The sequence below is a fragment of the Streptomyces coeruleofuscus genome (assembly GCF_039532725.1).
GTDB classification, from domain to species: Bacteria; Actinomycetota; Actinomycetes; order Streptomycetales; family Streptomycetaceae; genus Streptomyces; species Streptomyces coeruleofuscus.
Window position 1 is genome coordinate 1 of sequence record NZ_BAAASE010000003.1, and the last position, 17196, is coordinate 17196.

The 17196-nt window shown below is 70.9% G+C and carries 13 protein-coding genes and 1 pseudogene; 4 read left to right on the forward strand and 10 right to left on the reverse strand.

Annotated features, from left to right (window positions below; genetic code table 11):
• Positions 1–241, reverse strand: a pseudogene (locus ABFX81_RS11325) (aa3-type cytochrome oxidase subunit I); the annotation flags it as partial.
• On the reverse strand, positions 238–1203 hold the full coding sequence (ctaC, locus tag ABFX81_RS11330) for an aa3-type cytochrome oxidase subunit II (protein ID WP_086855290.1): 966 nt from the start codon (positions 1201–1203) through the stop codon (positions 238–240). The pseudogene ABFX81_RS11325 and the gene ctaC, both read right to left, overlap by 4 nt.
• 264 nt (positions 1204–1467) lie before the next feature.
• On the opposite strand from ctaC, the gene ABFX81_RS11335 reads away from it, so the two are divergent.
• A complete protein-coding gene (locus tag ABFX81_RS11335) occupies positions 1468–2847 on the forward strand; it encodes an aminotransferase class V-fold PLP-dependent enzyme (protein WP_086855289.1) in 1380 nt (459 codons plus the stop codon).
• Between the two features lie 85 nt (positions 2848–2932).
• On the opposite strand, the gene ABFX81_RS11340 is transcribed toward ABFX81_RS11335, so the two are convergent.
• Positions 2933–3907 carry a carbohydrate kinase family protein gene (locus tag ABFX81_RS11340; RefSeq protein ID WP_086855288.1) on the reverse strand — a complete coding sequence of 325 codons (975 nt, stop codon included), beginning with the start codon at positions 3905–3907 and terminating at the stop codon, positions 2933–2935.
• A 133-nt stretch (positions 3908–4040) separates the two neighbouring features.
• Here ABFX81_RS11340 and ABFX81_RS11345 point away from each other — a divergent pair, with 133 nt between their 5' ends.
• Both ABFX81_RS11345 and ABFX81_RS11350 read left to right on the forward strand, forming a co-directional pair.
• The gene (locus tag ABFX81_RS11345; protein ID WP_086855287.1) at positions 4041–4250 is read left to right on the forward strand and encodes a hypothetical protein; all 210 of its coding nucleotides are present in this window, start codon (positions 4041–4043) and stop codon (positions 4248–4250) included.
• A gap of 146 nt (positions 4251–4396) precedes the next feature.
• Entirely contained in the window at positions 4397–6358 is a 1962-nt protein-coding gene (locus ABFX81_RS11350) for a hypothetical protein (protein ID WP_346137999.1), read from the forward strand.
• Between the two features lie 86 nt (positions 6359–6444).
• Here the strand turns inward: ABFX81_RS11350 and ABFX81_RS11355 are convergent, their stop codons facing one another.
• A complete protein-coding gene (locus tag ABFX81_RS11355; protein WP_086851802.1) occupies positions 6445–6801 on the reverse strand; it encodes a HesB/IscA family protein in 357 nt (118 codons plus the stop codon).
• A gap of 281 nt (positions 6802–7082) precedes the next feature.
• On the opposite strand from ABFX81_RS11355, the gene nadA reads away from it, so the two are divergent.
• Positions 7083–8267 carry a quinolinate synthase NadA gene (gene nadA, locus ABFX81_RS11360; protein ID WP_037672259.1) on the forward strand — a complete coding sequence of 395 codons (1185 nt, stop codon included), beginning with the start codon at positions 7083–7085 and terminating at the stop codon, positions 8265–8267.
• A gap of 18 nt (positions 8268–8285) precedes the next feature.
• On the opposite strand, the gene ABFX81_RS11365 is transcribed toward nadA, so the two are convergent.
• From ABFX81_RS11365 to ABFX81_RS11390, 6 genes are all read right to left on the reverse strand, one after another.
• Positions 8286–10514 (reverse strand): protein kinase domain-containing protein, encoded by a 2229-nt coding sequence (locus ABFX81_RS11365; RefSeq protein ID WP_346138000.1) that lies wholly within the window; start codon positions 10512–10514, stop codon positions 8286–8288.
• Positions 10515–10630: 116 nt separating this feature from the next.
• Positions 10631–13747: an efflux RND transporter permease subunit gene (locus tag ABFX81_RS11370; RefSeq protein WP_086848285.1), complete on the reverse strand. Its 3117-nt coding sequence runs from the start codon at positions 13745–13747 to the stop codon at positions 10631–10633.
• A 158-nt stretch (positions 13748–13905) separates the two neighbouring features.
• Positions 13906–14589, reverse strand: coding sequence for a response regulator (locus ABFX81_RS11375; RefSeq protein ID WP_086848283.1), 684 nt, complete (start codon positions 14587–14589; stop codon positions 13906–13908).
• A complete protein-coding gene (locus tag ABFX81_RS11380) occupies positions 14586–15803 on the reverse strand; it encodes a histidine kinase (protein WP_086848281.1) in 1218 nt (405 codons plus the stop codon). The genes ABFX81_RS11375 and ABFX81_RS11380 overlap by 4 nt, the downstream gene beginning before the upstream one ends.
• Before the next feature lie 70 nt (positions 15804–15873).
• Positions 15874–16152, reverse strand: a complete 279-nt coding sequence (gene pspAA, locus ABFX81_RS11385; RefSeq protein ID WP_086848279.1) for a PspA-associated protein PspAA — start codon at positions 16150–16152, stop codon at positions 15874–15876.
• A 23-nt stretch (positions 16153–16175) separates the two neighbouring features.
• Positions 16176–16961: a PspA/IM30 family protein gene (locus ABFX81_RS11390; RefSeq protein ID WP_086848277.1), complete on the reverse strand. Its 786-nt coding sequence runs from the start codon at positions 16959–16961 to the stop codon at positions 16176–16178.
• Positions 16962–17196 lie beyond the last annotated feature (235 nt).

The following is a 17196-nucleotide window of genomic DNA, read 5'->3' on the forward strand; positions in this document are numbered from 1 at the left end:
CGTTCGACATGATCTGCAGACCAGGCCGGGCGAGCTCGGCGCGCATGAACAGCGCCATCACGCCACCGATGACGAAGAACGCGAACGACGTCACCAGGTACAGCGTGCCGATCGTCTTGTGATCCGTCGTCGTCAGCCACTTGACCACGACACTGCCGCGGTTCTGGCGCCTGACCGGCAGCTCGTCCTGGTAGTGGGACCCTGCTGCCGCGGCACCCTGGGGTTCGTTGAGGATGCTCACAGGTTGTTCGTCTCCCGGTTCTTCTCGTGGCTCGTCTGCGCGATGCCGGCAGGAACGTAACCGTTCTGCTGCTTGTCCACGAGGTCCTTGAGGTGCTGCTCGTAGCGCTCGGGGGAGACGACCTTCACGTTGAACAGCATCCGAGAGTGGTCGACGCCGCAGAGCTCGGCGCACTTGCCCAGGAAGGTGCCCTCCTTGTTGGGGGTCACCTCGAAGGCATTGGTGTGGCCCGGGATGACGTCCTGCTTCATCAGGAACGGCACCACCCAGAAGGAGTGGATGACGTCACGCGAGGTGAGGACGAAGCGGACCGTCTTGCCCTTGGGCAGCCAGAGCGTCGGACCCGGGTTGTTGGTCTGCGGGTTCCGCGTACCGGGGGTGCCGCAGTCGTAGACACCGCCGGCGTTGGCCGGGAAGTCCTTCTTGAACCGGTCCGGGATCGCGTCCAGGTCCGGGGACTTCTTGGCGTCACCGGTGGAACCGGCGACCGGCTCGATGTAGTTGAAGCACCAGCTCCACTGGAAGCCGACCACGTTGACCGTGACGTCGGGCTTCTTCTTGAGGCTGAGCAGCTCGGACTCGTCACGAGCGGTGAAGTAGAACAACACCGAGACGATGATGAGCGGGACCACGGTGTACAGCGCCTCGATGGGCATGTTGTACCGGGTCTGCGGAGGAACCTCGACCTTGGTGCGGCTGCGCCGGTGGAAGAAAGCACTCCACAGGATCAGACCCCACACCAGCACGCCAACGGCGAGCGCAGCCGCCCAGGACCCCTGCCACAGGGAGAGGATCCGCGGAGCCTCTTCCGTGGTCGGGGTGGGCATACCAAGGCGGGGGAAGTCTTCCCAGTTGTACGAGCAACCGGTGGCTGTCGCCAAGACCAGGCCCGCGGTCAGTGCCTGCAGCAGCTTCCGCCGCATCGGGCGCCGCGGCGAGCGGTCGGAGCCGTTGGGACTCACGTAGCGCCTTCCCGAGAGTCTCGCCCGCGCGGATCGGCTGCGGCCTGGCCTTCTCGCTGGTCGGTCGCCGCCCTGCGTCGGGCAGGGGTTTGGATGTTTATGCGGACCAAACCCTAGCCGACGCCCTCCGGGGGTTCTCGGGGAGGGGTGCCTATGCGGAGGGGTGGTTCGCTGGTTTGGCGGCTGCGGGTTGTTTGTGGCCAGTCGCGCAGTTCCCCGCGCCCCTGAGGTCCACTGCCCTGCTGAACGTCTTAGCGTTGCTGTGTGGCCTACTTCGATGCTGCTTCCGCTGCTCCGCTTCATTCTGTTGCCCGGCAGGCCCTGCTGGCCTCGCTCGACGAAGGGTGGGCGGATCCCGCGCGTCTGTACAGGGAGGGACGGCGTGCCCGGGTGCTGCTGGACGCGGCGCGGGAGGCCGCTGCCGAGGCGGTGGGCTGCAGACCGGACGAACTGATCTTCACGTCGTCCGGAACGCGTGCCGTGCATACGGGGATTGCCGGGGCGCTGGCCGGGCGGAGGCGGGTCGGGCGCCACCTGATCGTGTCAGCAGTCGAACATTCGTCTGTACTGCATTCGGCGGAGTCCCTCGAGGCCGCCGGAGGGACCGTCACACAGATCCCGGTGGACCGCACCGGACGGGTGGATCCGGCGGCGTACGGCGACGCCCTGCGCGCGGACACGGCGCTGGCCTGTCTCCAGTCGGCCAACCACGAGGTGGGGACCGAGCAGCCGGTGGCCGAGGTGGCCGAGGCGTGCCGGGCGGCGGGGGTGCCGTTGCTGGTGGACGCGGCGCAGTCGCTGGGGTGGGGGCCGGTGGAGGGCGACTGGTCGCTGCTCACGGCCAGCGCGCACAAGTGGGGCGGCCCGGCCGGGGTCGGCCTGCTCGTCGTCCGCAAGGGTGTTCGGTTCGCACCGCAAGGGCCGGTCGACGAGCGGGAGTCGGGGCGGGCGGCCGGTTTCGAGAACATCCCGGCGATCGTGGCGGCTGCCGCGTCGCTGCGGGCCGTACGGGCCGAGGCGGCCGAGGAGGCCCTGCGGCTGCGGGAGCTGACGGAGCGGATCCGGGTGCGGGTGCCGCGGGCGGTGCCGGACGTCGAGGTGGTCGGCGATCCGGTGCGCAGGCTGCCCGGGGTCGTCACGTTCTCGTGTCTCTATGTCGACGGGGAGGTGCTGCTCCACGAGCTGGACCGGGAGGGTTTCTCGGTCTCGTCCGGCTCGTCCTGCACCAGCAGCACGCTGACGCCGAGCCATGTGCTCCGGGCGATGGGCGTACTGAGTGAGGGAAATGTGCGGGTTTCCCTGCCGGTGGGGGTGGCCGAGGAGGACGTCGAGCGGTTCCTGGAGGTGCTGCCGGGGACGGTGGCGGCGGTGCGGGAGAAGCTGGGGGCGCCGGTCGCCTCCGAGGTCGCCCGCGAGGAGGACGTCCTGGTCGTCGACTCCCTCGGCAAGCGCTGCCCGATTCCGGTGATCGAGCTGGCGAAGGTCATCGGCGACGTACCGGTGGGCGGGCTGGTCCGCGTCCTGTCGGACGACGAGGCGGCGCGGCTCGACATCCCGGCGTGGTGCGAGATGCGGGGCCAGGAGTACGCGGGGGAGGAACCGGCGGACCGAGGAACGGCGTACCTGGTCCGCCGGGCGAGCTGATCACCTCAGGGGCGCGGGGCTGTGTCGATGTGCGGCTCTGCCGCGTGGGCGCGACCAGCCCCCACGCCCCTGCAGACGACAACGGTCAGGCCAGGTGCGCCTGAACCTCCGCCGCAGCCTCGTCCCCGTACGCCTTGGTGAACCGCTCCATGAAATGCCCGCGCCGCAGCTGGTACTCCTGCGTCCCCACCGTCTCGATGACGAGAGTCGCCAGCATGCAGCCGACCTGGGCCGCGCGCTCCAGGGAGACGCCCCAGGCGAGGCCCGAGAGGAAGCCCGCGCGGAAGGCGTCGCCGACGCCGGTCGGGTCGGCCTTGCGCTCCTCGTCCGGGGTGCCGACCTCGATCGGATCCTCGCCGGTCCGCTCGATCCGGACGCCCTGCGCGCCGAGGGTGGTCACCCGGTGGCCCACCCTGGACAGGATCTCCGCGTCGGTCCAGCCGGTCTTGGACTCGATGAGGCCCTTCTCGTACTCGTTGGAGAAGAGGTACGTCGCCCCGTCCAGCAGGATGCGGATCTCCTCGCCGTCCATGCGGGCGATCTGCTGGGAGAAGTCGGCGGCGAACGGGATGGACCGGGAGCGGCACTCCTCGGTGTGACGGAGCATGGCCTCCGGGTCGTCCGCGCCGATGGAGACCAGGTCGAGACCGCCGACGCGGTCGGCGACGGTCTTCAGCTCGATGAGGCGGGCCTCGCTCATGGCGCCGGTGTAGAAGGAGCCGATCTGGTTGTGATCGGCGTCGGTCGTGCACACGAAGCGGGCGGTGTGCAGCGTGTCGGAGATGCGGACGGAGTCGGTGTCGACGCCGTGCCGGTCGAGCCACGCCCGGTATTCGTCGAAGTCCGCGCCCGCGGCGCCGACCAGGATCGGGCGGGTGCCGAGCTGTCCCATGCCGAAGGCGATGTTCGCGGCGACGCCGCCGCGGCGGACGTCGAGCTTGTCGACCAGGAACGACAGCGAGACCGTGTGCAGTTGGTCCGCTACGAGCTGGTCGGCGAAGCGGCCGGGGAAGGTCATGAGGTGGTCGGTGGCGATGGAGCCGGTGACTGCGATGCGCACGGCGTGGACTCTCCTGAGGGAGGGCGGACCTTGACACTTCACGCTATCGGGTGGGCGGCGCCGCTCTGAAGGCATCGAAACTACCCGATAGTAGATCTTTCTCCGTGAGGTCCGGCGTGCATACGGTGCGGATATGACGAACCTCAAGCTCCAGGTGCCGGTTCCGGTCGATCTCGAAGGTGATCTGGCGTCGCTGCCGGGTGACGGGGCCCGGATGGCACCCCACTGGGCGGTTCCCGACCGGGTCGCCTCCCGGCCGGTCTCCCCGGCCCTGATCCACGGCGTGACCGTACCCCCGGCGTCGGCGCGGCTGCTCGACGCGATGTCGGACTACGGGGACTGAGCGGAGCATCACGGGGAACCGTGCGCTCCCCCGCTGCGTCCCATCGCTGTCCCCCGTAAAGGGGATGCGGGATACGACCCGACAGTGGCCCGTTTCGGACCGGGCCGGGTCCCGTGGGACAGCTGTGCAGCCGAAGGAGCGATGCGGTGAACACCGAGCGACCCGACAACGACGACGACGCCAGGGATGTGGGCGGCGCCGGATCCGCCGACACCCCGGAGGTCGAGGAGCGGGGTTCGGCTGACGCCGCGGAGACCGCCGAGGCCGGTGAGGCTTCCGAGGCCGCTGAAGCTCCCGAGTCGCCGGGTGATGGCGTGCGGGCTTCTGAGGCGGACGCCGAGGCGACGGACGGTGCCGAGGCCGGCGAGGCCGGGACGGACGACGCGGCCCCGGCGGCCGAGGAGTCCGGCACCTCGGAAGCCGGCGCCGAGGAGGCCGGTACAGATGGTGCCGACGCTGAGGAAGCCGGTACAGATGATGCCGACGCCGAGGAAGCCCGTACAGGTGGTGCCGACGCCGAGGAAGCCGGCCCGGCCCCGGACCGCGAGGTCGCAGCGGAAAGTCCCGACGGCCAGGAAGCCGATTCCGGCCCGGCCCCGGAAGCGGGCGCGGAAACGACACCCCCCGCACCCCACGGCGACCTCCCCCGCGAGGAAGAACACCTGGTCCGTCCGGGCAGTGGGCGGTCGCGGACGCCCGCGATCATCGCCTCCGTCGCCGCCGCCGTGCTGCTGATCGGCGGCGGTGGGGCCTGGCTCGCGGCCAACGCCTCCGGCGGGTCCGACGGCGGTGCGACGTCCGGCGCGCCCGGTGGGGACGACACTCCCCCGCCGCTCGCGCTCGACGGGTACGCGGAATCGACGTCGGGCGGCGGCAACGGCTTCGCGCCCGGTGAGCCCAACCCCTACGGCGCCACCTACCGGCTCGGCGGCCCGCTTCCGGACGGCCCCGGCGAAGCCCCGGTGTACCGGGCGCAGGGCGGGGTCACCAAGGAGGACGTGGCCCGGCTGGCGAAGGCCCTCGGGGTCGAGGGGTCGCCGGTGGCGCAGGGCGAGGCCTGGAAGGTCGGGGCCGGTCAGGACGGTTCGGGGCCGAGTCTCCAGGTGAACAGGCAGGCACCGGGAGCCTGGACCTTCAGCCGGTACGCCCCGGGCACCGACAACTGCAAGGGCACCGACGCCTGCACCGCTCCGCAGCACGGCGGCAGCCCGGTGAGCGCGGCGGAGGCCGAGAAGGCCGCGGCGCCCGTGCTGAAGGCGTTGGGTCAGGACGACGCGAAGCTCGACGCGAGCCAGGTCATGGGCGCCCAGCGGGTGGTGAACGCCGCTCCCGAGATCGGTGGACTGCCCACGCACGGCTGGACGACCGGGGTCACGGTCGGCTCCGACGGCGAGGTCGTCGGCGGCAGCGGTCAGCTGAAGACGCCGGTGAAGGGGGACACGTACCCCGTGGTCGGCGCGGAGAAGGCGCTGGAGCTGATGGAACAGCGGCCGACGGGCGACCACCGCATGGGCATAGGCGGCTGCGCGCGCCCCGTGCCGCTGAAGGACCGGCTGGAGCAGCCCTGCGAGTCGTCGGCGAGCGGCGCTCCCGAGAAGGACGCCGTGACGGTGCGGGACGCGGTGTTCGGGCTGGCCTCGCACTTCGTGGACGGGCGGCAGGCGCTGGTGCCGTCCTGGCTGTTCGAGGTGACGGCGCCGGGCGCGAAGGACCCGTTCACGGTGACGTACCCGGCGGTCGACCCGAAGTACCTGGCCTCCCCCACGCCGAGCGAGCCGAGTGACAAGCCGACGTCGGCTCCCGAGCCGCGTGACGTCGAGGTGGACGGCTACCGGGCCGAGGGCTCGGAGCTGACCGTGACCTTCACGGGCGGGGTGTGCGCCGACTACGACGTGAAGGCGAGCGAGAGTGGGGACGAGGTGAAGGTCACGGTGACCTCGACCCCGTGGCCGGACAAGGTCTGCATCATGATCGCGAAGCAGTTCCAGCAGACCGTGCAGCTGGACGAGCCGCTCGGCGACCGCGAGGTCGTGAACTCGGACGGCAAGGCGGTCCCGCTGGCCAAGGAGGGCGCGCGGCTGCCGGCTCCCCCGACGCGGGAGCGGTAGTACGGCACAGCGCGAAGGCGGCGGCCCCGTCGGAGGGGGCCGCCGCCTTCGTCATGTGCGCGGCCGCGGGAAGCGGCTCGGCAGGCTCAGCTGAAGGAGTCGCCGCAGGCGCAGGAGCCCGTCGCGTTCGGGTTGTCGATCGTGAAACCCTGCTTCTCGATCGTGTCCACGAAGTCGATCGTGGCGCCGCCCAGGTACGGGGCGCTCATGCGGTCGGTGACGACCTTCACACCGCCGAAGTCCTTCTCCACGTCACCGTCGAGGGAACGCTCGTCGAAGAAGAGCTGGTAGCGCAGGCCGGAGCAGCCGCCGGGCTGGACGGCGACGCGCAGCGCGAGGTCGTCGCGGCCTTCCTGGTCGAGCAGGGTCCTGACCTTGTCCGCGGCGGCGTCGGTCAGGATGATGCCGTCGCTGACGGTGGTGGTCTCGTCCGATACGGACATCTACATCTCTCCCGGGTTGTACGGAGACTGCTTGCCGACGGGTCCAACCGGCGGGGCCGCGGATTCATTCCGGGCCGGGCGCTCGATCTCGGCTCCTTTTCATGCTCGCACACGCGCCGGGAACCGGAAAACGGCTCTTTCCCGGCTTTCCCGGGAATGAACGGCGGCTCGCCGGGATTCATGTCACACAGACGCTATGGCCATCGTCAAAGTGACGTGAAGCGGTTATGATAGATAGCGTCAAATCGACGAAAAGTCGCGGAACAGAAAGGGTGCGTGTCGTGACCACCGCCCAAACCCAGGAGCTCGACGTACAGCCGACGCCCCTCGCCCTGCTGCTCCTCGGCCGTGAGGCCGACCCGAAGAGCGAGCGGGGCGTGGAGTGTCCAGGCGACCTGCCCTCGCCGTCCGACCCGGACCTGGTGGAGCGCGCCCGCAAGGCGAAGGAGAAGCTCGGGGACAAGGTCTTCGTGCTCGGCCACCACTACCAGCGCGACGAGGTCATCCAGTTCGCCGACGTCACGGGGGACTCCTTCAAGCTCGCCCGGGACGCGGCGGCGCGTCCGGAGGCCGAGTACATCGTGTTCTGCGGTGTGCACTTCATGGCGGAGTCCGCGGACATCCTGACGTCCGACGACCAGAAGGTCGTCCTGCCCGACCTCGCCGCCGGCTGCTCGATGGCCGACATGGCGACGGCCGAGCAGGTCGCCGAGTGCTGGGACGTGCTGACCGAGGCCGGGATAGCCGAGCAGGTCGTGCCCGTCTCGTACATGAACTCGTCCGCCGACATCAAGGCGTTCACGGGCAAGCACGGCGGCACGATCTGCACCTCCTCGAACGCCAAGCGGGCCCTGGACTGGGCCTTCGAGCAGGGCGAGAAGGTCCTCTTCCTGCCGGACCAGCACCTGGGCCGCAACACCGCCGTGCGGGACATGGGCATGTCCCTGGACGACTGCGTCGTCTACAACCCGCACAAGCCGAACGGCGGGCTGACGGCCGACGAGCTGCGCGCCGCGAAGATGATCCTGTGGCGCGGCCACTGCTCGGTGCACGGCCGCTTCAGCCTGGACTCGGTCAACGACGTGCGCGAGCGCATCCCGGGCGTCAACGTCCTGGTCCACCCCGAGTGCAAGCACGAGGTCGTGGCCGCGGCGGACTACGTCGGCTCGACGGAGTACATCATCAAGGCCCTGGAGGCCGCGCCGGCCGGCTCCAAGTGGGCCATCGGCACGGAGCTGAACCTGGTCCGCCGCCTGGCGAACCGTTTCGCGCCCGAGGGCAAGGAGATCGTCTTCCTCGACAAGACGGTCTGCTTCTGCTCGACCATGAACCGCATCGACCTCCCCCACCTGGTCTGGGCCCTGGAGTCGCTGGCCGAGGGCAACCTGGTCAACCGCATCGAGGTGGACAAGGAGACGGAGGCGTTCGCGAAGCTGGCCCTGGAGCGGATGCTGGCCCTGCCGTAGTCCCCGCCCCGCCCGTCGTCACCCCGAGTGCGGTTTCCGCTCGGGGTGCGCGGGGTCGAGGCTGAAGACGGTGCCGCCGGGGGTGGCCGCGACCAGGGCGCCCCCGACGAGCCGCACCCTGGTGGCACCCCAGTCGGTGTCGTTGCGCTGGGCCCGCGGCAGCGTCTCCCACAGCAGCGTGCCCTTCTTGGCGTCGAGCGCCCCGACGCGGCCGCTGGCACTGGCGAGGTACACGGCCCGGGTCCGCGGGTCGTACGTCGCCTCGCTCGGTTGTTCCAGGCTGGTCGGGGTCTGCCAGAGCGGTCTGCCCGTGCGGGCCGACACGGCGGTCACCTGTCCGCTGGGGGTGGCGAACCACAGGGTGCCGTCCGCCAGCGTCACCTGTCCCCCGTACTCCTCGGCCAGCTTCGTCGTGCTTTCCGCACCGGTGGCGGGGTCCAGCAACCGGATTCCCGCATACGGCGCGTCCTGCCCGAGGAGTGTGTTCCCGTCCTCGTCCTGGGTCAGGTCCAGGAACAGGAGCCGGCCGTCGAACGATCCGAAGTAGATGGCCTTGCCGGGTACGGTCAGCCGGCGTGCCGGGCCGTCGGCCGGGTGCAGTTCCATGACCAGGCTCTTCTGGGGTGCCGCCTCCGGGCTGCAGTGCAGGTACAGCTTCCGGGCGGCCTCCAGGATCCCGCAGGCGTGCCTCGCGGGCAGCCGTTCCGTCCAGCGCGGAGCGCCGGTGCGGAGCGAGCGGGCCGTCACCGAGGTGCCGTCGCCCTCCGGGATCACCACCATGTCGCCGGAGAAGACCACCTCCACCCACTCGTCGTTCACCGCTCGGTCCCAGAGCCGGTCGCCGGTGCCGGTGTCGAAGGCGAAGACCCGGGTGGCCCCTTCGCCCGGGGGCTCCTGCTGGACCAGTACCGCGTCGTCCCGGACGCCGAGGATCTCGAACCTGGAGAATCCGTCGCCGGTGACGGCCGCCGGCGGGCCGGCGCGCCAGACGGTCCCGCCCGTCTTCCCGTCCAGGCGTACGGGCAGGATCCCGTCGCCCGCGCAGAAGACGGCACCCTCGTACACCTGGCACCCCGGCCCGCCCCGGGTCTCGCCGACCTGCCGCTTCGGCGTCTTCCGCACGCCGCGCCCGGCCGTCTCGTACACGGTCGTCTGCCAGGACTTCCAGCCGGTGGGCGGCGCCGCCCACCGGGAGTTCGCGGAGGGTGAGGTGCCGGGCCGGTCCGCGCTCCGCGCCCAGCCGGGGCCGAGCGTCAGATAGGCCGTCAGGCCGAGGGCCAGGGCGCCGACCGTGGCCGTCGCGGCGAGCAGCGGGCGGATGCGGCGGCGGGGGCGGGTGGGGCCCGGCGGGTCCGCCAGGGTCGCGGGGCGGGTGGCCCCGGCCGCCGGGATCCTGTCCGCGCGGAGGGTCACGGTGGCCGGATCGCCGTCCACCGGCTCGGGCAGGGCGGTCGCGAACTCCCGGGCCAGCTCGTCGAGTCCGGGCCGGTCCGCGGCCTCCTTGGACAGGCAGCGCTCAAGGACGCCCCGCAGCGGCTCCGCCACTCCGTCCAGCACGGGTTCGTCGTGGACCACCCGGTAGGCCGTCAGATAGGGGCTGTCCATGTCGAAGGGGCCGCGGCCGGTGACGGCGTAGACCAGCAGTGAGCCGAGGGAGAAGACGTCCGAGGCCGGGCCGACCGCACGGGCGTCGACGAGCTGTTCCGGAGACATGAAGGGCGGAGTGCCGATCATCTGGCCCGTCTCGGTCAGCGTCTGGTGGTTCTCCGCCGCCCGGGAGATGCCGAAGTCGATGACACGGGGCCCGTCCTCGGCGAGCAGGACGTTGGCCGGTTTCAGGTCCCGGTGCACCACGCCGGCCCGGTGGATGTCGCGCAGTGCCTCGACCAGGCCCAGGGCCAGTCCGCGCACGTCGGCGTCCGGCAGGGCGCCCCGGTCGCGGATCCGCCGGGCGAGCGAGGGCCCGGGCACGTACTGGGTCGCCATCCAGGGCAGCGCCGCCTCGGGGTCGGCGTCCAGGACCGGTGCGGTGAAGGCGCCGCTGACCTTGCGGACGGCCGCGATCTCCTGCCGGAACCGGGCGCGGAAGACGGTGTCCGCGGCGTACTGGGCGTGCACCACCTTGATGGCGACGTCACGGCCCGACCGCGCCCTGCCCCGGTAGACGACGCCCATGCCCCCGGCCCCGAGCCGGTCGAGCAGCTTGTAGCCGCCGACCGACTTCGGGTCGTCGCTGTGCAGCGGCACGCCCGAATCCCCTTCCCCCGTAATGCCGTTCAGGCCCACAGGATACGTACCGGGACGTGAGAGCGGCCGGGCACCGACCCTGGGGTCCGGTGCCCGGCCGCCGCCGGGTCAGGCCGTCACACGCCCGCGTGCTCCGGCTCCGCCGCGTCCGTCCGCTGGGCGGGGAGGCCCTTCTTCGCCGCGCGCTTCTTCGCCCGGCGCTCCTTGCGGAGTTCGAACATCGCGTACAGCGTCGGGACCAGCAGCAGCGTCAGCAGGGTCGACGTCACCAGGCCGCCGATCACGACCACGGCCAGCGGCTGGGCGATGAAGCCGCCCTCGCCGGTGATGCCGAGGGCCATCGGCAGCAGCGCGAAGATCGTCGCCAGGGCGGTCATGAGGATGGGCCGCAGCCGGTGGCGGCCGCCCTCGACCACGGCTTCGACGACGCCGTAGCCCTGCTTGCGGTACTGGTTGATCAGGTCGATCAGCACGATCGCGTTCGTCACCACGATGCCGATCAGCATCAGCATGCCGATCATCGCGGGGACGCCCATCGGCGTGCCGGTGGCCACCAGCAGGCCGATCGCGCCCGTGGCCGCGAACGGGATGGAGACGAGCAGGATCAGCGGCTGGACCAGGGACCGGAAGGTGCCGACCAGCAGCATGAAGACGATCGCGATGGCCGCGAGCATCGCCAGGCCCAGGTTGGCGAACGCCTCCTCCTGGTCCTCGGAGACACCGCCGATCGACGCCGTGGCGCCGTCCGGGAGCTTCAGCGCGCTGATCTCGGACTGGAGCTTGGTGCTCACCGCGCCCGTGTTGTCGCCGGTCGGCTTGGCGGTGATGGTGGCCGCGCGCTGGCCGTCGATGCGGGTCATGGAGACCGGGCCGTCGACCAGCTTCACCGTCGCGATGTCGCCGAGCTTCACCGCGCCCAGGCGCAGGTCCTGAAGCTGCTTCAGCGTCGTCGCGGGCTTCGCCGAGCGGATGACGACGTCGCGCTCGGTGTCGTCCAGGACCGCCTTGGCGGCGTTGGTGCCGCGGACGGCCTGGGCGACGGCGGCGCCGAGGGTCTGGTCGTTGAAGCCGGCCGCGGCGGCCTTGTCGTTGGCCTTCACGGAGATCCGGGGCACGCTGGTCGCCAGGTCGCTGGTGACGTCCGTGACGTCGTCGAGCGAGGCGACCGTCTTGCGGACCTCTTCGGCCGCCGTGCGCAGGACGTCGGCGTCGGCGGCCTTCACGACCACGCTGAGGTCCTGGGCGCCGAAGCCGTCACCGGCGGTGATGGTGGTCGTGCCGATGCCCTTCAGACCGGCCAGGCCCTTCTCGATGCGGTCCTGGACGTCCTCGTACGACGCCGAGTCGTCCAGCGTCACCTGGTACGAGGCCTGGTTGGTGTCCGTGCCGCCGCCGAAGGCCGCCATGAAGCCGGACGAGCCGATCGTGACCTGGTGGTTCTTCACGCCCTCGGTGTCGCCGAGGAGCTGCTCGACCTTCTTGGCCTGGGCGTTGGTGGCCTCCAGGCTGGTGCCGGGCTTCAGCTCCTGCTTGACGGTGAGGACCTCGACCTCGCCCTGGTCGAAGAAGTTCGTCTTCAGCAGGGGTGCCATGCCGAACGTGCCGACCAGCACGACGATCGCGAGGGCGACGCTGGTGAGCCGGCGGCGGGTCGCGAAGCGCAGGACCGGGACGTAGATGCGCTGGAGGCGGCTCTTGGCCTCCTTCTCCTCGGCGATCCGGCGGGCCTCGTCCGCGTCCTCGGGCGTGCCCTTCGGGGGCCGCAGGAACCAGTACGACAGCACCGGTACGACCGTCAGGGAGACGAGCAGGGACGCCAGCAGCGCGGCCGTGACCGTGAGGCTGAACGAGCCGAACAGCTCGCCCACCATGCCGCCGACCAGGCCGATCGGCAGGAACACGGCGACCGTGGTGAGCGTCGAGGACGTCACCGCGCCCGCGACCTCGCGGACCGCGTTGAGGATGGCCGAGTTGCGCTCCTCGCCGTAGCCGAGGTGCCGCTTGATGTTCTCCAGCACCACGATCGAGTCGTCGACGACCCGGCCGATGGCGATGGTCAGCGCGCCCAGCGTCAGGACGTTCAGCGACAGGTCGCGCGTCCACAGCACGATCAGGGCGAGGACGACGGACAGCGGGATGGACACCGCCGTCACGAGGGTCGAGCGGATCGAGGCCAGGAAGACCAGGATCACCAGGACGGCGAAGAGCAGACCGAGCGCGCCCTCGGTGGTGAGGCCCTTGATGGACTTCGACACGGCCGGGCCCTGGTCGCTGACGACCGTGAGGTTCGCGCCGGAGCCGAGGTCCTTGCGTAGGTCGGGGAGCTTGTCCTGGACGGCGTCGGAGATCGCGACCGCGCTGCCGTCGCGGTCCATGGTGACGGCGACGGCGAGGCTGGGCCTGCCGTCCGTGCGGGTGATGGAGTCGGCCGGGGCCTCCTGCTGCTTCACCGTGGCGACGGAGCCGAGGCGTACCGGCTTGCCCTTGCCGGGCTCGCCCGTGACCATCAGGTCCTGGATCTGCTTCAGCGAGGTGAAGCCGCCGCCGACCTGGACCGTGCGGTTGGCGCCGCCCTCGTCGAAGGAGCCGGCCGGGACGGTCGCGCCGCCCGCCTGGAGGGCCTGGGCGAGGGCCTGCGAGGTGAGGCCGGCCTTCGCCAGCTTCGCCTCGTCGGGGGTGACGGTGACCTGGAGGTCCCGCACACCGTCGACGGTGACCTGGCCGACGCCGTCGATGCTCTTCAGGTCCGGCACGACCGTCTTGTCGAGCTGGTCGGCCAGGGCCTGCTGGTCCCGGTCGGAGGTGACGGCGAGGACGACGGTCGGGATGTCGTCCGTCGAACCGGCGACGACCTGCGGGTCCACGTCGTCCGGGAGCTGGACGCGGGCCCGGTTGACGGCCTGCTGCACATCGGCGACGAGCTGTTCGGTGCCGTTGCCGTAGTCGAAGGACGCCATGATCACGGCGTTGCCCTCGGTGGCGGTGGAGGTCACGCCACTGATGCCGTCGACGGCTTCGAGGCTGTCCTCGATGGGCTCGACGACCTGCTTCTCGACCACGTCCGGGGACGCGCCCTGGTACGGCGCCAGCACGGACACCATGGGCAGTTCGATGGTGGGCAGCAGCTGCTGCTTGAGCTGGGGTATCGCGATCGCCCCGAAGACGAGCGCGATGATCGACATCAGCCCTATCAGGGCCCGTTGCGCGAGGCTGAATCTCGACAGCCAGGACATGGGTCAGGGTCTCTCTTCTGTTAACGGCGCAAGCGGCAGCGGGCGCGCAGATGAGCGCCCGCCCCTACACCCTGAGCCATCGGCGGGACCGATCCGTAGGCCCCAGGTCCCGTTCCTTATGCGGCGCATACTCCCGGCGCAGTACGCCCGGGCCGGGCTCACTCCACCCTTGGACGGACCAGACCGGACTCGTACGCGATGACCACGAGCTGGGCCCGGTCCCGGGCGCCCAGCTTGGCCATGGCCCGGTTGACGTGTGTCTTCACCGTCAGCGGGCTGACCTCCAGCCGCTCGGCGATCTCGTCGTTGGAGTGGCCGCCCGCGACCTGGACCAGCACCTCGCGCTCCCGGACGGTGAGCGAGTCGAGCCGCTCGCCGCGGGCCGGGTCGCGGTCGCCCGCGTCGGGGTCCTCCTGGGCGAGGAAACGGGCGATCAGGCCCGTGGTGGCCGCCGGGGACAGCAGTGCCTGACCGCCGGCCGCCGTCCGGATGGCGGTCAGCAGTTCGTCGGGCTCGGAGCCCTTGCCGAGGAAGCCGGAGGCGCCGGCGCGCAGCGACTGCACGACGTAGTCGTCGACCTCGAACGTCGTCAGGATGACCACGCGGACGTCGGCGAGCTCCGGGTCGGCGCTGATCATGCGGGTCGCGGCGAGACCGTCGGTGCCGGGCATCCGGATGTCCATGAGGACGACGTCGGCGCGCTGCTCCTTCGTCATCCGTACCGCCTCCGCGCCGTCGGAGGCCTCTCCCACCACCTCCATGTCGGGCTCGGAGTCGACGAGTACGCGAAAGGCGCTGCGGAGCAGCGCCTGGTCGTCGGCGAGCAGGACACGGATCGTCATGCGGGGTCCTCCCCGGGTGTGCGGTTCTTGACCGGCAGGATCGCATGGACACGGAAACCGCCGCCGTAGCGGGGACCGGTGGTGAGGGTGCCGCGCAGGGCGCTGACGCGTTCCCGCATGCCGAGCAGTCCGTGCCCGCCGCCGCTGCCCGGGGTGTCGTTCTCGCCGCTGCCGTCGTCCAGGACGGTGATCTCGATGTGAGGTCCGACCCGTACGACGCTGACCTCGGCCTTGGCCTGCGGCCCGGCGTGCTTTTGCACGTTGGTGAGGGCCTCCTGGATGATCCGGTAGGCGGCCAGGTCGACGGCTGCGGGGAGGGTGGTGTCCTGGTCGGCGCGGGCGACCTCGATGTGCAGGCCGGCGTTGCGGAAGGTGCCGGTGAGTTCGTCGAGGCGGTCCAGGCCGGGGGCGGGTTCGGTGGGGGCCTCCGGGTCGCCGGACTGTCTGAGCAGTCCGACGGTGGCGCGGAGTTCGTTGAGGGCGGAGCGGCTGGCCTCCCGGACGTGGGCGAGGGCCTCCTTGGCCTGGTCGGGGCGCTTGTCCATGACGTGCGCGGCGACGCCTGCCTGGACGTTGACCAGGGCGATGTGGTGGGCCACGACGTCGTGCAGGTCGCGGGCGATCCGCAGGCGCTCCTCGGCGACCCGGCGGCGGGCCTCCTCCTCGCGGGTGCGTTCGGCGCGTTCGGCGCGTTCGCGGATGGCCTGGACGAAGGCGCGGCGGCTGCGGACCGCGTCGCCGGCGGTGGCGCCGATGCCGGTCCAGGCGAAGATCGCGAGGTTTTCCTGGGCGTACCAGGGCAGGCTGCCGGCGGCCATGGCGGAGCCGGTCAGCACGGTCATGGTGACCAGGCCGACGCGCCAGGTGGTGGGGCGGTCGGTGGTGGAGGCGACGGTGTACAGGGCGATGACCGCGGACATGGCGACGGGGGCGCGGGGGTCGCCGGTGACGGATTCGATGACGGAGACCGTGCCGGTGAGGCAGAGGACCGTCATCGGGGCGCGGCGGCGGAAAACCAGTGCGGCTGCGCCGAGGGTGATGAGGACGAGGCTGAGGAGGTCGGGGGTGCGCAGGGCCCAGCTGACGCTGTCACGGTGGCGGGGCTCGACGAACGATCCGGCGACCATGCAGACCAGGACGCCTGCGGCCAGGACCGCGTCCATGGCCAGGGGATGTGCTTTGGCCTGGCATTTGACCCGCTGGAGGGTGCTCACGTGGGTTTACGGTAGCTGGGGTGGGTGTCGGAGAATATGGCACCCGGCGTTGAGGTGAGGGCGGGGCGACTCACCCCGGGATCAAGCCGTCGTCGCTGAGCAGTTCGCTGACTTCCTCCAGCGTCGCGTCCGGGGACGGGAGGATCAGTTCCGATGGCTCCAGGGAGTCGTCGGGCAGGGGTTCGCCCAGGTCTCTGACCCTGGTCAGCAGGGCCTGGAGGGTGCGGCGGAAGCCGGGGCCGTCGCCGTTCTCCATCTCGGCCAGGAGTTCGTCGTCCAGCTTGTTCAGTTCGGTGAGGTGGCCGTCGGCCAGCCTCACCTGGCCCTCCCCCATGATCCGCACGATCATGTCGCCCTCCTAGGCGTGGGCCCCTACTGCTTGTCGAAGCGCGGGGTGTCCTGCGGCTGCTGCTGGGACTCCTGCTGGCTCGTGCCACCTTCGAGGGCCTGCTGCCCGGCACTCGATCCGCCGGCCAGCTCGGCCTTCATGCGCTGCAGTTCCAGCTCTACATCCGTACCACCGGAGAGCCGGTCCAGCTCGGCCTGGAGATCGTCCTTGTGCATGCCGGAGGGGTCCTCCAGGGCACCGGAGGCGAGCAGCTCGTCGATGGCCCCGGCGCGGGCCTGGAGCTGGGCCGTCTTGTCCTCGGCGCGCTGGATCGCCAGGCCGACGTCGCCCATCTCCTCGGAGATGCCGGAGAAGGCCTCTCCGATGCGGGTCTGCGCCTGGGCCGCCGTGTACGTCGCCTTGATCGTCTCCTTCTTCGTACGGAAGGCGTCGACCTTGGCCTGGAGCCGCTGGGCCGCGAGGGTGAGCTTCTCCTCCTCGCCCTGGAGCGTCGCGTGCTGGGTCTCCAGGTCGGTCACCTGCTGCTGGAGGGCGGCACGGCGGGACAGCGCTTCGCGGGCCAGGTCCTCTCGGCCCAGCGCGAGCGCCTTGCGGCCCTGGTCCTCCAGCTTGGTGGACTGGGACTGCAACTGGTTGAGCTGGAGTTCCAGGCGCTTGCGCGAGGTCGCCACGTCGGCGACACCGCGGCGGACCTTCTGGAGGAGCTCCAGCTGCTTCTGGTACGAGTAATCGAGGGTCTCGCGCGGGTCCTCGGCCCGGTCAAGGGCCTTGTTCGCCTTCGCGCGGAAGATCATCCCCATACGCTTCATGACACCGCTCATGGGCTTCGCGCGCCCCCTTCTGACCGACTCCGGCTCCAGCACCTGCGACAGAACCCACAGTACGGGCCCTGCATCCATTACCGCACTGTTCGGGGACGGATGCGCTCATCCCCAAGGACGACTGAGCACGCTCCCGCTCCGGCGTAGGGAGTAGGTGGTCCCCGGGGTAACCCGGGATACCCCGGGTAACCGGAGCCCCACGTCCCGGGAACGACCGGGTGCG